Annotated in this window: 15 protein-coding genes, 1 tRNA gene and 1 pseudogene; 8 read left to right on the forward strand and 9 right to left on the reverse strand. The window is 71.0% G+C overall.

What is annotated here, in order from left to right; all coding sequences use genetic code 11:
• Nucleotides 1-521: 521 nt before the first annotated feature.
• Nucleotides 522-1,004, reverse strand: a complete 483-nt coding sequence (petD, locus tag KBZ08_RS16095) for a cytochrome b6-f complex subunit IV (RefSeq protein WP_015109204.1) — start codon at nucleotides 1,002-1,004, stop codon at nucleotides 522-524.
• Nucleotides 1,005-1,061: 57 nt separating this feature from the next.
• Complete coding sequence (petB, locus tag KBZ08_RS16100; RefSeq protein WP_254974254.1) at nucleotides 1,062-1,736, reverse strand: cytochrome b6; 675 nt, start codon at nucleotides 1,734-1,736, stop codon at nucleotides 1,062-1,064.
• 50 nt (nucleotides 1,737-1,786) lie between these two features.
• On the opposite strand from petB, the gene ctpZ reads away from it, so the two are divergent.
• The 3 genes from ctpZ to minC are packed head-to-tail and all read left to right on the forward strand — an operon-like array spanning nucleotide 1,787 to nucleotide 5,059.
• Nucleotides 1,787-3,085 (forward strand): carboxyl-terminal processing protease CtpZ, encoded by a 1,299-nt coding sequence (ctpZ, locus tag KBZ08_RS16105; RefSeq protein ID WP_254974256.1) that lies wholly within the window; start codon nucleotides 1,787-1,789, stop codon nucleotides 3,083-3,085.
• Nucleotides 3,082-4,356, forward strand: coding sequence for an HD domain-containing protein (locus KBZ08_RS16110; RefSeq protein WP_254974258.1), 1,275 nt, complete (start codon nucleotides 3,082-3,084; stop codon nucleotides 4,354-4,356). Before ctpZ ends, KBZ08_RS16110 begins: the two co-directional genes overlap by 4 nt.
• A gap of 25 nt (nucleotides 4,357-4,381) precedes the next feature.
• A complete protein-coding gene (gene minC / locus KBZ08_RS16115) occupies nucleotides 4,382-5,059 on the forward strand; it encodes a septum site-determining protein MinC (protein WP_254974260.1) in 678 nt (225 codons plus the stop codon).
• Between the two features lie 7 nt (nucleotides 5,060-5,066).
• On the opposite strand, the gene KBZ08_RS16120 is transcribed toward minC, so the two are convergent.
• The 3 genes from KBZ08_RS16120 to KBZ08_RS16130 are packed head-to-tail and all read right to left on the reverse strand — an operon-like array spanning nucleotide 5,067 to nucleotide 7,268.
• Nucleotides 5,067-5,681, reverse strand: coding sequence for a chromate transporter (locus KBZ08_RS16120; RefSeq protein WP_254974262.1), 615 nt, complete (start codon nucleotides 5,679-5,681; stop codon nucleotides 5,067-5,069).
• The gene (locus KBZ08_RS16125) at nucleotides 5,681-6,277 is read right to left on the reverse strand and encodes a chromate transporter (protein ID WP_254974264.1); all 597 of its coding nucleotides are present in this window, start codon (nucleotides 6,275-6,277) and stop codon (nucleotides 5,681-5,683) included. Before KBZ08_RS16125 ends, KBZ08_RS16120 begins: the two co-directional genes overlap by 1 nt.
• A complete protein-coding gene (locus tag KBZ08_RS16130; RefSeq protein WP_106221964.1) occupies nucleotides 6,270-7,268 on the reverse strand; it encodes a phosphatidylserine/phosphatidylglycerophosphate/cardiolipin synthase family protein in 999 nt (332 codons plus the stop codon). The genes KBZ08_RS16125 and KBZ08_RS16130 overlap by 8 nt, the downstream gene beginning before the upstream one ends.
• Nucleotides 7,269-7,358: 90 nt before the next feature.
• On the opposite strand from KBZ08_RS16130, the gene minD reads away from it, so the two are divergent.
• From minD to KBZ08_RS16155, 5 genes and pseudogenes are all read left to right on the forward strand, one after another.
• Nucleotides 7,359-8,192: a septum site-determining protein MinD gene (gene minD, locus KBZ08_RS16135; protein ID WP_181280160.1), complete on the forward strand. Its 834-nt coding sequence runs from the start codon at nucleotides 7,359-7,361 to the stop codon at nucleotides 8,190-8,192.
• 5 nt (nucleotides 8,193-8,197) lie between these two features.
• A pseudogene (minE, locus tag KBZ08_RS16675) lies at nucleotides 8,198-8,452 on the forward strand (cell division topological specificity factor MinE); the annotation flags it as partial.
• 217 nt (nucleotides 8,453-8,669) lie between these two features.
• A complete protein-coding gene (locus KBZ08_RS16145) occupies nucleotides 8,670-8,873 on the forward strand; it encodes a response regulator transcription factor (protein ID WP_106221960.1) in 204 nt (67 codons plus the stop codon).
• A 25-nt stretch (nucleotides 8,874-8,898) separates the two neighbouring features.
• Nucleotides 8,899-8,970 (forward strand) — tRNA-Thr (locus tag KBZ08_RS16150).
• A gap of 61 nt (nucleotides 8,971-9,031) precedes the next feature.
• A complete protein-coding gene (locus tag KBZ08_RS16155) occupies nucleotides 9,032-9,376 on the forward strand; it encodes a hypothetical protein (RefSeq protein ID WP_254974268.1) in 345 nt (114 codons plus the stop codon).
• 6 nt (nucleotides 9,377-9,382) lie between these two features.
• On the opposite strand, the gene KBZ08_RS16160 is transcribed toward KBZ08_RS16155, so the two are convergent.
• From KBZ08_RS16160 to prmC, 4 genes are all read right to left on the reverse strand, one after another.
• On the reverse strand, nucleotides 9,383-10,036 hold the full coding sequence (locus KBZ08_RS16160; protein WP_254974269.1) for a TMEM165/GDT1 family protein: 654 nt from the start codon (nucleotides 10,034-10,036) through the stop codon (nucleotides 9,383-9,385).
• A 139-nt stretch (nucleotides 10,037-10,175) separates the two neighbouring features.
• Complete coding sequence (locus KBZ08_RS16165; RefSeq protein WP_254974271.1) at nucleotides 10,176-10,328, reverse strand: hypothetical protein; 153 nt, start codon at nucleotides 10,326-10,328, stop codon at nucleotides 10,176-10,178.
• Nucleotides 10,328-10,921: an L-threonylcarbamoyladenylate synthase gene (locus KBZ08_RS16170; protein WP_254974272.1), complete on the reverse strand. Its 594-nt coding sequence runs from the start codon at nucleotides 10,919-10,921 to the stop codon at nucleotides 10,328-10,330. The genes KBZ08_RS16165 and KBZ08_RS16170 overlap by 1 nt, the downstream gene beginning before the upstream one ends.
• Entirely contained in the window at nucleotides 10,918-11,865 is a 948-nt protein-coding gene (gene prmC, locus KBZ08_RS16175) for a peptide chain release factor N(5)-glutamine methyltransferase (protein WP_254974274.1), read from the reverse strand. The genes KBZ08_RS16170 and prmC overlap by 4 nt, the downstream gene beginning before the upstream one ends.
• Nucleotides 11,866-11,867 lie beyond the last annotated feature (2 nt).

An 11,867-nucleotide genomic window follows, 5' to 3' on the forward strand; every position in this document is an offset into this window, starting at 1 on the left:
CTCGCGGCGCGTCGCCTCCCGGCGACTCAGAAAACTTACAACACCGTCGGCTCGCGCCTCTCGATCCCGTAAGCCTGCTCCCCGCTCGAGCTCTCGCTCTCTGGGGCGCAGTCCAAAATCATATCACCTCAGGGGAGGCCCCCAGGGCTGACCCCGACACAACGGTTCCTTACCTCCCCTGTCCAAGGCCAGCAACCAGGTCGCAGGAGCCTCCGCAGAGCCAAGGGGGCCAGCAGACCACCCCGGGCGGCACCACCCATCCAGGGTGGCTGGGTGCCTGGCAGCTGGGCAGGGCCTTGCTGCCCGGCCAGGGTTCCAGGGGAGCGCGGCTGCGATAAGGAACCAATCCAGGCCCAGCCGCACGGCAGAGACGGCCCATGGGTCCCCTCCGGGCGCCCTGGACGATCAAGGCCCATGGGGAACGGGGGCCGCACCCGCACAGACGGGCCCATGGACACAAAAAAAGCCGCGATGACTCGCGGCTTGAAAGAATGGGTTGGAAGGTCCGGCCGACCGTCGACTCAGAACAGACCCAGGGTGAGGGACTTATCGATCGGGAGGCAGGCGCCGATGCCCAGGTAGATGGTGAAGACGGTGCCGAAGAGGAAGGCACCCATGGCCACCGGGCGGCGGAAGGGGTTCTGGAACTTGTTGAAGCTCTCGATGAACGGGATCAGCATCAGGCCCAGGGGGATCATCGTCTGCAGAGCGATGCCCAGCAGCTTGTTGGGGACGACCCGCAGGATCTGGAACACCGGGTAGAGGTACCACTCGGGCAGGATCTCCAACGGCGTGGCGAAGGGGTCGGCCCGATCACCCAGCATCGCCGGATCCAGAACGGCCAGGCCGACCAGGCAGGCGATGGTCCCGAGGATCACCACCGGGAAGATGTAGAGCAGGTCGTTGGGCCAGGCCGGCTCACCGTAGTAGTTGTGCCCCATGCCCTTGGCCAGCTTGGCCCGCAGCTTGGGATCGGTGAGGTCAGGCTTCTTGAGGATGTGCATGGTGGGAACTCGGAGCGCTGGTGACCGGTAGGGGAAGGCTAGGCGGAGGAACGGGGTTCAGAGCGGGCCGGAGATGCCCTGCTTACGGATCATCAGGAAGTGGATCAGCATGAACACCGCCAGCAGCCAGGGCAGCACGAAGGTGTGGAGGCTGTAGAAGCGGGTGAGGGTGGACTGGCCGACGCTCTCACCGCCGCGGAGCAGCTCGACCATGAAGTCGCCGACCACGGGCACGGCGGCCGGCACGCCGCTGACGATCTTGACGGCCCAGTAACCGACCTGGTCCCAGGGGAGGGAATAGCCGGTGACGCCGAACGACACGGTGATGACGGCCATGGTGACGCCGGTGACCCAGGTGAGCTCCCGGGGACGCTTGAAGCCTCCGGTGAGGTAGACCCGGAAGACGTGCAGGATCAGCATCAGCACCATCATGCTGGCGCTCCAGCGGTGGACCGAGCGGATCAGCCAGCCGAAGCTGACGTCGGTCATGAGGTACTGGACCGAGCTGTAGGCCTCCACCACCGTGGGCTTGTAGTAGAAGGTCATCGCGAACCCGGTGGCGAACTGGATCAGAAAGCACACCAGGGTGATGCCGCCCAGGCAATAAAAAATATTGACGTGGGGGGGGACGTACTTGGCGGAGATATCGTCGGAAATGGCCTGGATCTCCAGGCGTTCCTCGAACCAGTCATAGATCGGGGACGACTTGGCGCCGGTGGACGAGTTCGCCATGCAGCGTGGGGCTTGGGTTGCGAGAGTCTACCGATCGTTCTGACCCCCCCGTGAGAGACCCGGCCCGCCGCTCCCTGCCGGCTCAATGGTTTGCAACAGGGCTGCGCCGCCGGCTGGCGCCCCTCCGGCTGCTGGTGGGGACAGGACTCTGCCTGCTGCTGTGCCTGCCGCTCGGCATGCCAGCGGCGGCGCTGGCCCTCAGCGATGCCCAGCAGCTGGTGGTGGAGGCCTGGCGGCTCGTGAACCAGAGCTACGTCGATCCAGCGCAGCTGGAGGCGGTGCAGTGGCGGCGCCTGCGCCAGAAGACACTGGAGCAGCCGATCAGCAGCTCGCTGGAGGCCTACGCGGCGATCGAAGCGATGCTGGCCCCCATCGACGACCCCTACACCCGGATGCTGCGCCCGGAGGAGTTCGCCACCCTGCGCTCCAGCACCCAGGGGCGGGTGACCGGTGTGGGACTGCAGCTGGGCCGGCGGGCGGGGGACCAGCGGATCGTGGTGATCGCCCCCCTCGACGCCTCCCCCGCCGCCGACGCCGGCATCGCGTCCGGCACCGAGATCCTGCGGGTGGACGGCACGCCGGCCGAAGAGCTGGGGCTGGAGGGCACCGCCGCCCGCCTCCGGGGACCCGCCGGCAGCGACGTGCTTGTGGCCCTGCGCGCCCCATCGGGACAAGAGAGCGAAGTGCTGCTCGATCGGCGCGAGGTGGACCTGCAGCCGGTGCGCAGCCACCGCCTGCTCAGTGACGGACACAGCCTCGGTTACCTGCGGATCACCCAGTTCAGCGAGCCGGTGCCCCAGCAGGTGCGCTCCGCCCTGGCCGTCCTGAGCGCCCCCGGGGGCGGCGGGCCGATCGAGGGGCTGATCCTGGATCTGCGCAACAACTCGGGCGGCCTGGTGGCCGCCGGGCTGGCGGTGGCCGATGGTCTGCTCGACGGGGACCCGATCGTGGAGACGCAGGACCGGGGCGGCATCGCCGATCGCCAGCAGGCGGGTCCGGGACAGCTCTATGGCGGCCCCCTGCTCACCCTGGTGAACGCCGGCACGGCCAGCGCCAGCGAGATCCTGGCCGGGGCCCTGCAGGACAGCGGCCGTTCCCGCCTGGCCGGCAGCCGCACCTTCGGCAAGGGGCTGATCCAGACCCTGATCAACCTGAGCGATGGCAGCGGCCTGGCGGTGACCGTGGCCCGCTACCTCACCCCCAGCGGCCGTGACATCCAGAACCAGGGGATCGAACCGGACGTGCTGCTGAGCCAGCCCGAGCCCCTGGAGCCCGACGGAGACGGGGACAGCTGGTTGGAGGAGGCGGCCCGGCTGCTCGTCGCCGGTCTGGCGGCCCCGGCCCCATGAGCCAGCGCACTTACCACGATCCGCTTCACGGGGCGATCCGCCTGGATCGCCAGGACCCGGCCGAGGCCCTGGCGATCGACCTGATCGACACCGCCCCCTTCCAGCGGCTGCGGCGCATCCGCCAGCTGGGGCCCGCCTACCTCACCTTCCACGGGGCGGAATCCAGCCGCTTCACCCATTCCCTCGGGGTGCTGGCGGTGGCGCGGCTGGCCCTGCAGCAGCTGGAGCGCCTCGATCCCTGTCTGGCCCGGCACCGGGACGTGCTCTATGCCGCGGCCCTGCTGCACGACGTGGGCCACGGGCCCCTCAGCCACTCCGGCGAGGAGATGTTCGGCCTGCGGCACGAGGCCTGGTCGGGCCGGCTGATCCGCGACCACCCCGCCCTGCGGGACCGGCTCGATGACGGCGCCCCGGGCCGGGCCGCCCTGGTGGCCGACCTGCTGGAGCACGGCCACCACCCCAGCCGGGCCATCAAGGCGCTGGTGAGCAGCCAGCTGGACTGCGACCGGCTCGACTACCTGCTGCGCGACAGCTACAGCACCGGCACCCGCTACGGCCAGCTGGATCTGGAGCGGATCCTCGCCAGCCTCACCCTGGCCCCCGACGGGGATCTGGCCCTCCACCCCCGCGGCCTGATGGCGGTGGAGCACTACCTGGTGGTGCGCCATCTGATGTACCGGAGCGTCTACAACCACCGGCTCAACATCGTCTGCAACTGGCTGCTCAACCGGGTGATCAGCGTGGCTCGCCGGCTCGGCCCGGGGCAGGTCTGGGCGGACGCGACCATGGCCCGCTGGCTCTGGGAGCGGGATCAGCTCGATCTGGAGAGCTACCTGGCCAATGACGACATCCGCACGGGCTACCACCTGGTTCGCTGGCGGGAGGAGGGGCCCGAGGAGCTGGCCGACCCCTGCGGGCGGCTGCTGGAGCGGCGCCTGCCCAAGGCCACCGACGTCAGCGACTTCTCCCCGGCGGGCCGGATCGAACTGCTGGCGGTGGCCCGGGGGCTGTGCGAACGCGCCGGTCTGGTGGCGGAGGGCTGCTGCGCCCTGGAACAGCGCCAGAGCCGGGGCTATCACCCCTATTCCGGGGGCCTGCGCCTCTGGGACGGCCAGCGGCTGCAGGCCCTCGAGCAGCGCTCGCCCCTGGTGGCCAGCCTCTGCCAGACCGTCGACATGGCCTGGCTGATCCATCCGGCCCGGATCAGCGACACGCTGCGGGAGGCCCTGGCAGTGCGGCGGCAGGACGACGCCGTCCGGCGGGACCTCTAGGTTCGCTGCACCGAAGGGCACCGTCGTGGCAGCCGCACTGATCCAGGCGATCGATGGCCAGCAGCCCCACCTGCTGCGGCTGCCGGCCCAGGAGGGATCCGCCAGTGCCCTCGAGGAGGTGCGCTACGTCCTCGGCAGTCGCCAGCCGCCTCCGGGCCCCGTGGTGCTGGAGGCGGGCCGCTGGCTGTTGCGGCTGCCGGACCTGCGCCAGCTCCAGGAATTGCTGGCTTCCCTGCAGCTGGAGCTGGTGCGTGTCGCCAGCCGCCGGGCGGAAACCCTGGTGGCCGCCGCGGCCCTCGGCCTCGACACCGATCCGGGCCCGGCCCGGCCGGCACCTTCTGCCGCGGCCGCGGGGGCACCGGCGTCCGATCTGCTCGTGCATCGCGGCACACTCCGGGCCGGTGACCATCTCCAGGGGGAGAGTTCGGTGCTGCTGCTGGGGGATGTGAACCCGGGTGCCCGGATCAGCGCCGCCGGCAACGTCCTGGTGTGGGGGCGGCTGCGGGGCGTCGCCCATGCCGGCGTCGGCGGGGATCGGGGGGCCCGCGTCGTGGCCCTGCAGCTGCGGCCCCTGCAGCTGCGGATCGCCGATGTGGTGGCCCGGGGCCCCGAGGGTCTGCCGCCCCCCGGTCTGGCCGAGCAGGCCCAACTGGTGGACGGGGAGATCCGCATCGATCCGGCGACGCCGGACTTCAGCGGCTGAATGGAGATCAGCGGTTGATCAGGCCGAAGGCCCCGAGCCCGCCGGCCACCGCCATGAACCACAGCGGCGAGATCCGGGTGCGCAGCATCAGCACGCACACCAGCAGCGACACCACCACCCCGGGCGCATTGGTGTCGGCGGTCTGGAGGATCTTGACCCCCACGGCGAACAGGATGCCGAGGGTGATGGGCCCCAGGCCCCTCTCGAAGGCCACCCGCCAGGGGGAGTTCCGCAGCCGGTTCCAGCTGAGGCAGGCCACCACCATCAGCAGGGTGGAGGGCAGCAGGATCGCGATCTCGGCGCCGTAGGCGCTCAGCAGGGCCCAGCCGGGGCCTTCGCGCCAGCCGGCCCCCATGCCCAGCAGCCCCACGATCATCGAACTGGGTCCGGGGGCCGCCTCGGCCAGGGCGTAGAGGTCGGCGAACTGGGAAGGCCGCAGCCAGCAGTACTGGACGACGCTGAGGTGGTGGTACTCGGCCAGCAGGGTGTTGCCGCCCCCCAGGGAGAACAGGGACAGGCCAAGGAAGGTGCCCATCACCTGCAGCAGGTGGCCGAGATCGTTGAGGCGCATGGGGGCGCAGCTGGCCGTCTCGGCGACGGCCGCCAGCAGCAGGGGCGGCATCAGCGCGGCTCTCCGGCCGGGGGCCCGGGCTGGGGCCGCCGCGGCCAGTACCAGGCCATCGCCAGGGGGCCGGCCACCAGCACCAGCGGCACCAGGCGCACATGGAAGAACGTCATCAGCACGAAGGTGACCGCCGCCAGCAGCAGGGCCACAGGATCCTTCCAGTACTCATCGAGGATCTTGAAGCCCATCGACAGGGCCATCCCCGCCGCCGCCGCCACCACCCCCGCCAGCACCCGGTCGAGGGCGGGCAGGCTGTGGAACTGGAAATACAGCAGCCCGACCGCCATCAGCAGGGTGAAGGGCACCAGCAGCATCCCGGCCAGGGCCGCCAGGGCCCCGGGCAGGCCCCGGAAGAAGGTGCCGACATAGACGGCCATGTTGATCTGGTTGGGGCCGGGGAAGAGCCGGGCCACGGTGAGCCCGGTGAGGAACTCCTCGTTGCTCATCCAGCGGCGCTGCTCGACGATGATCCGCTGGCTCCAGGCCGAGAGACCACCGCCGAAGGCGGAGAGGGCCACCATCAGCATGCCCGTGAACAGCTGCCTCAGCCCGGGCGGAGCGGCCGTCGGGGCGGGGGCGGGGAGCTCAGTCATGAACGAAATGGGGGTCCGGAGGCAGTTCCCCTTCCTCGTGGTACTTGGGATCGAGGGGATCGGGGGCGTTGTACTTCTCGGCGTTCTCCCAGTCGGTCTGGAACATCTCGCGCAGCCGGGCCACCACCTCGGGGGCGTCGCTCTCGATGCCCAGTTCGCGTCGCAGATCGAAGGCACTGCGGTCGATGTTCATCGAGCCGGTCTGGGCGAAGGCCCCATCCACCAGGATCAGCTTGGCGTGCAGCTTGGGCCGCTGCTGCCTGCGCACCTTGACGCCGAAGCGCTGCATCACCCGCAGCGAGGAGAAGGTGTCGTAGATGTCCCAGTCGCTGATGCCATGCTTGCCGCCGCACAGCACCCGCACCTTCACGCCCCGCTCCCGGGCGCTGATGATCCGCTCGAGGATCACCGCATCCACGAACTTGGGGTGCTGGATCCAGAGCGTGCGGGTGGCGGCGTCGACGATGCGGGCCATCTGTCCGCGGCTGTGGGCGCTGCTCCACACCAGCCCCACCCCCAGGTCGGGCTGGAAGAAGACGCGCTGCCAGTCGGCCTCGAAACCGGCGGTCACCTGGGCCACCACGGCGGGGTTGTAGGTGAGCACCCCGTAGTCGCGGGTCTCGGTGAAGTACTTGTCGGCCAGGTTGAAGGTGGCCACCAGGGCGGTGTGCCGGTCGACCACCATCGATTTCTCGTGGGTCACCGGGAAGGCCTCACTGGTCCAGGCAGTGTCGATGCCCCAGCCCTGGAGGCGGGCGAAGGCCTCATCGTTCCAGCGGTCGCCGCCGGAGGTGTGGGGGTTGAGCATGACCCGCACCTCCACCCCCCGCTCCCGGGCCCGCCGCAGGGCCTCCTCCACCGCCACGGACTGCAGCTTGAACTGCTTGAGCAGCAACTGCTCGCTGGCGGTCTCGATCAGCTCGACCACCGCATCCACACCGTCGTCGGGCATCACCAGCAGCCGCTGGGGCCGGTGGGGGGCAGTGGTCATCGCAAGGTGGAGGGGATGGGCCTTTCTAGCGGCAGTTCAGGGCCTTGGCACAGCCGTTCCGCCGGGTGGGATTAGCCTGCCCCGACGCCCGTGGATGCCGTGACGTCAGCCCCCGCCCGCATCATCCTCATCTGCTCCGGCAAGGGGGGCGTCGGCAAGACGACCCTCACCGCCAACCTGGGGATCGCCCTGGCCCGGCTGGGGGAGCGCACGGTGGTGCTCGATGCGGATTTCGGCCTGCGCAACCTCGATCTGCTGCTGGGCCTGGAGAACCGCATCGTCTACACCGCCCAGGAGGTGCTGGCCGAAACCTGCCGGCTGGAGCAGGCCCTGGTGAAACACAAGCAGGAGCCCAATCTGGCCCTGCTGCCCGCCGGCAACCCCCGCATGCTCGAGTGGCTGACCCCCGAGGACATGCAGCGCATCGTCGCCATGGTGGCGGAGCGGGCCGATTTCGTGCTCATCGACTGCCCGGCCGGGATCGAGGACGGCTTCAAGAACGCCGCCGCCGCAGCCCGCGAGGCGATCGTCATCACCACCCCGGAGGTGTCGGCCGTCCGGGATGCCGACCGGGTGATCGGCCTGCTCAACACCCGCGGCGTGGCGCCGGTACAGCTGGTGCTCAACCGGGTGCGGCCCAAGATGATGGCCAGCCAGGAGATGCTGGGTGTCGATGATGTCACCGACATCCTGGCCCTGCCCCTGGTGGGCCTGGTGGTGGAGGACGAGCAGGTGATCGTGTCCACCAACCGGGGGGAACCGCTCACCCTCAACGGCAACGGCTCCCCCGCCGCGAAGGCCTACCAGAACATCGCCCGGCGCCTGCGGGGTGAGGACGTTCCCCTGGAGGATCCCTCCAAGGTCCGCAGGGGCCTGCGCGCCCGGCTGATGAACAAGATCCGCAAGACCACCGGTCTCTTCTGAGCACCATGACGCTGTTCGATTTCCTCCAACGGTTGCTGGGGCGCCAGAAGCCCAGTGGAACCCTGGCCAAGGAGCGGCTGCAGCTGGTGCTGGCCCACGACCGCAGCGATCTCAATCCCGAGCTGCTCGAGCAGATGCGCCGCGAGATCCTCGAGGTGGTGCAGCGCTACGTGGAGATCGACCTGGAGGAGGGCGACGTGAGCCTGGAGACCGAGGACCGCGTCACCGCCCTGGTGGCCAACCTGCCGATCAAGCGGGCCCGGCCCCTGCCCGCCCTGGTGGCGGCCGCCGCCGCCGTGGGCATGGCCCAGCCCCCCGCCCTGCCCCAGGACGACGCCAGCGCCGGGGAGCCGAGCCACCCCTCGGCCGCCGAGCCGCCGGGGACGCCGTCCTCCGGCGACGCGCCTGCGGACTGACGGGACTCCCCCCGCCCGGCCTGCCAGGGGAACCATGGAAACAGCAATACGACGGCACAGCATGACGGACGCCTTTCCTGTGGGCATCACCCCGGCTGAGCAGCGGGTGCTCGACCTGCTGCGCCGGGGGGACAGCAACCGCCACATCGCCGCCCAGCTGGTGCTGAGTCCACGCACGGTGGAGTGCCACGTGTCCCATCTGCTGGCCAAGACCGGCTGCCGCAGCCGCACCCAGCTCCTGCTCTGGGCCCTTGCCCAGGGATAGGCTGGGCCAGGCCCCAGGGGCCCATGCCGGCTTAGCTCAGTGGTAGAGCAGCGCTTTTGTAAAGCGAAGGCCATCGGTTCAAATCCGTTAGCCGGCTTGCCAGGGGATGGGCGCAGCCGCCGCCCTTACCATCGGCCCAGCACAGCGCACGGGAGGCCATGGCGTGCCACACCTGGCTGGTGGCAGGACTGATCACCCTGCCAGGGGCCCTGGCCCAGGCCTCCCCGGGCCCGCCACCGCCGCCACCGCCGGTGTCGCCGGCCCGCTCCGGTGCCGAGATTCTGGGCCGCCCCGGCATCCGCACCCGCTACGGGGATCCCGGCGGACCATCACCCGCGGTCGGGGGCCAGGGGCTGCCGTCCGTCGGTCCACCGGAGCGTCCCCTGACCGTTCCCGTCAACGAGAGGGTGGATTTCACCCCGACGATGGAGGAGGGCCCGTTCCAGCAACCCACCCTGCGGGGTCTGTTCCGCTGGGACCTGCAGCAACCGGCATCCCGCTGAGGGGACTCAGCCGATCGCCTGCCGGATCGACAGGAGGCCGAAGGCCAGGAACAGCCCGCCGCTGAGGCGATAAAGGACCTTCTCGCTGATCCGGCCGCCGATCCACTGGCCCGCTCCCACCGCCAGCCAGGTGACCAGGGCGTGGCCCAGAAGCGTTCCGGCCAGCAGACCGGCGAAACTAAAGGCCGGGGCCGCCGCCAGGAAGATGGTGGCGAACTGGGTGCGATCCCCGAGCTCGGCCAGGAACACGAGCACGAAGGCCTCCCAGATCACGGCGCCCGGCCCCCGGACACTGCCGTCGCTTTCGGCGGCCTCGATGGCCGCCTCGGCCTCGCTGGCCTCCTCCGTCGCGGCGTCGGCCGGAAGACGGGAGGCATCGACCAGGAGCTTCACGCCGAACCCCAGAAACAGCACCGCCGCCAGCCAGGGGACGACGGCCTGGGGCAGCCACTCCCTGAGGCCGAAACCCATGCCCAGGGACAGCAGGGTGACCAGGGTGAGGGCGGCGAAGGCCCCCAGGAACACCCAGCGGGGGCGATGGCGGGCCGCCAGGATCAGGGCCATGAAGAAGGTCTTGTCGCCCAGCTCGGCCAGGGTGATGGCCATGAGGCTGGAGCCGAAGGCGGCCAGGCCGGGGTCACCGGTGGGGGGAAGGGTCATGGGGCGTCGGGCACGCCTCCATCGGCGCTGGACAGGGGACCGGCCGCGGGCAGGGGCGGTGCCGGGGAGTCGGTGGGGAGGCTAGGTGCCAGCCGGCCCCCGGCGGCCGGCTGGCAGGCGACGCGTCAGCAGGGGGCCATCAGAGGCCGGCGAACAGCCAGAGGCTGAGGGCCAGCAGCAGCCACCCCAGCCAACCCAGTTCGAACACAGGCGTGGCCAGATGCACCAGGGGTACCAGCAGCCAGTGGCAGAGCGACACCCCCAGCAGCACCACCACCAGCAGCGGCAGCATCAGGCCCCCCCCGCTCCGGGCGCCGGCAGGACTCCGGCGCGGAGCACCGCCCAGGGATCGTCGCTGCGCTCCTCCCCCCGCCAGGCCAGGACGGTGCTGGCCTGGCCGGATCCCGGGGGCCAGGGCTGGGGTTCCAGCAAGGCCAGCCCGGGGAACTGGAGCGCCGCTTCCGCCGCCGTGGTGGCGGGGGGCTGGCCGGAGCGGTTGGCGCTGGTGGTGGCCAGCGGGCCTGTGAGGCGCAGCAGCTCCCGCGCCGGCTCGCAGGCCGGGACACGCAGGCCGAGGCTGGTGCCGCCGGGATGGAGATGGTCGGTGAGGGTGCCGGTGACCGGCAGCACCAGGGTGACGGCCCCGGGCCAGCTGCAGCGGGCCTGCTCCAGCCAGGCTTGCTGCCAGGGCACCGCGAGGACCGCGATCAGCTGGGGCAGGTCAGCCCCCATCAGGATCAGGGGCTTGTCGGCGGGCCGTTGCTTGAGGCGCCAGAGCAGGGCCGCCGCTTCTGGCCGGCAGGCCAGGGCCGGCAGGGTGTCGGTGGGGAACAGGACGGCCTCCCCGGCCGCCACACGCCTGGCCAGATCGGCGGGACCATTCATTGGGCCACGGGCCTCCAGGCGCTGGCGAAACGGGCCCGGCCCTCCAGGTCGGGGTGGACCCCGGGGTGCTCCAGACCGGCGGCCCGCAGCAGCTCGCCGACCGCCTCGCTCTGGTCGTGGTGGTGCTCCAGCAGCAGCAGGCCGCCAGGGGCGAGGGCCTGCACGGCACCGGCCACGATCGACCGGATGGCCAGAAGCCCATCGGGGCCGCCGTCAAGAGCCAGGTGAGGTTCGTGATCCCGCACAACCGGCTCCAGCCCGTCCAGGGTGGCGCTGGGGATGTAGGGGGGGTTGCTCAGCACCAGATCCAGCCCGCCCCACCAGGGCTGCAACGGCTGCCACCAGTCGCCCGCCAGCAGGGAAACCTGGCCCTGGAGGTCCCAGCGGCCGAGGTTGGCCCTGGCCTGGGGGAGGGCCTCGGCGCTGACCTCGACGGCGAAACCACGGCTGGCGGGAAGGCTGCGGGCCAGGGCGATGGCCAGACAGCCGGAGCCGGTGCCCAGGTCAGCCCAGCAGGAGATGGGGGGGGCCTGTCGTCGCAGCTCCAGGGCCAGGTCCACCATCAGCTCCGTTTCCTGACGGGGGATCAGCACGCCGGGGGCCACCGGCAGTTCCAGGTCGCGCCAGGGGCAACGGCCCACCAGGTACTGCAGGGGCTCGTGGGTGCACCGGTGCCGGTGCCAGAGGGCTTCGAGCGCCTCCAGCGGGCGATCGAGCCGGAGGGTGGCCTGCGGGTGGCACCAGAGCGACTGCAGCTGGCTCCAGCGCAGCCCGCCGCCCAGATCCAGGAGCCAGTCGAGGTCGGAGGCGGCGCCGCCTCGGGCCAGCAGGCGGCGACGCCAATCCAGCAGCTCCGATCCCGTGACCGTCAGGGCCCCGGACCCGGGCGCCGGGGAGGCGGGGATCGGGGCTGGGATCGGGACGGTGCCGGCCTGGGAAACCATGG

Source organism: Cyanobium sp. Candia 9D4 (assembly GCF_024346155.1).
Lineage (GTDB): Bacteria > Cyanobacteriota > Cyanobacteriia > PCC-6307 > Cyanobiaceae > Cyanobium > Cyanobium minutissimum.

Bases quoted from the DNA above. Each gene is read 5' to 3' on its own strand.
- petD (WP_015109204.1), bottom strand. From the start codon at position 1,004: ATGCACATCCTCAAGAAGCCTGACCTCACCGATCCCAAGCTGCGGGCC.
- petB (WP_254974254.1), bottom strand. From the start codon at position 1,736: ATGGCGAACTCGTCCACCGGCGCCAAGTCGTCCCCGATCTATGACTGG.
- KBZ08_RS16110 (WP_254974258.1), top strand. From the start codon at position 3,082: ATGAGCCAGCGCACTTACCACGATCCGCTTCACGGGGCGATCCGCCTG.
- KBZ08_RS16120 (WP_254974262.1), bottom strand. From the start codon at position 5,681: ATGCCGCCCCTGCTGCTGGCGGCCGTCGCCGAGACGGCCAGCTGCGCC.
- KBZ08_RS16125 (WP_254974264.1), bottom strand. From the start codon at position 6,277: ATGACTGAGCTCCCCGCCCCCGCCCCGACGGCCGCTCCGCCCGGGCTG.
- KBZ08_RS16130 (WP_106221964.1), bottom strand. From the start codon at position 7,268: ATGACCACTGCCCCCCACCGGCCCCAGCGGCTGCTGGTGATGCCCGAC.
- KBZ08_RS16145 (WP_106221960.1), top strand. From the start codon at position 8,670: ATGACGGACGCCTTTCCTGTGGGCATCACCCCGGCTGAGCAGCGGGTG.
- KBZ08_RS16155 (WP_254974268.1), top strand. From the start codon at position 9,032: ATGGCGTGCCACACCTGGCTGGTGGCAGGACTGATCACCCTGCCAGGG.
- KBZ08_RS16160 (WP_254974269.1), bottom strand. From the start codon at position 10,036: ATGACCCTTCCCCCCACCGGTGACCCCGGCCTGGCCGCCTTCGGCTCC.
- KBZ08_RS16165 (WP_254974271.1), bottom strand. From the start codon at position 10,328: ATGCTGCCGCTGCTGGTGGTGGTGCTGCTGGGGGTGTCGCTCTGCCAC.
- KBZ08_RS16170 (WP_254974272.1), bottom strand. From the start codon at position 10,921: ATGAATGGTCCCGCCGATCTGGCCAGGCGTGTGGCGGCCGGGGAGGCC.
- prmC (WP_254974274.1), bottom strand. From the start codon at position 11,865: ATGGTTTCCCAGGCCGGCACCGTCCCGATCCCAGCCCCGATCCCCGCC.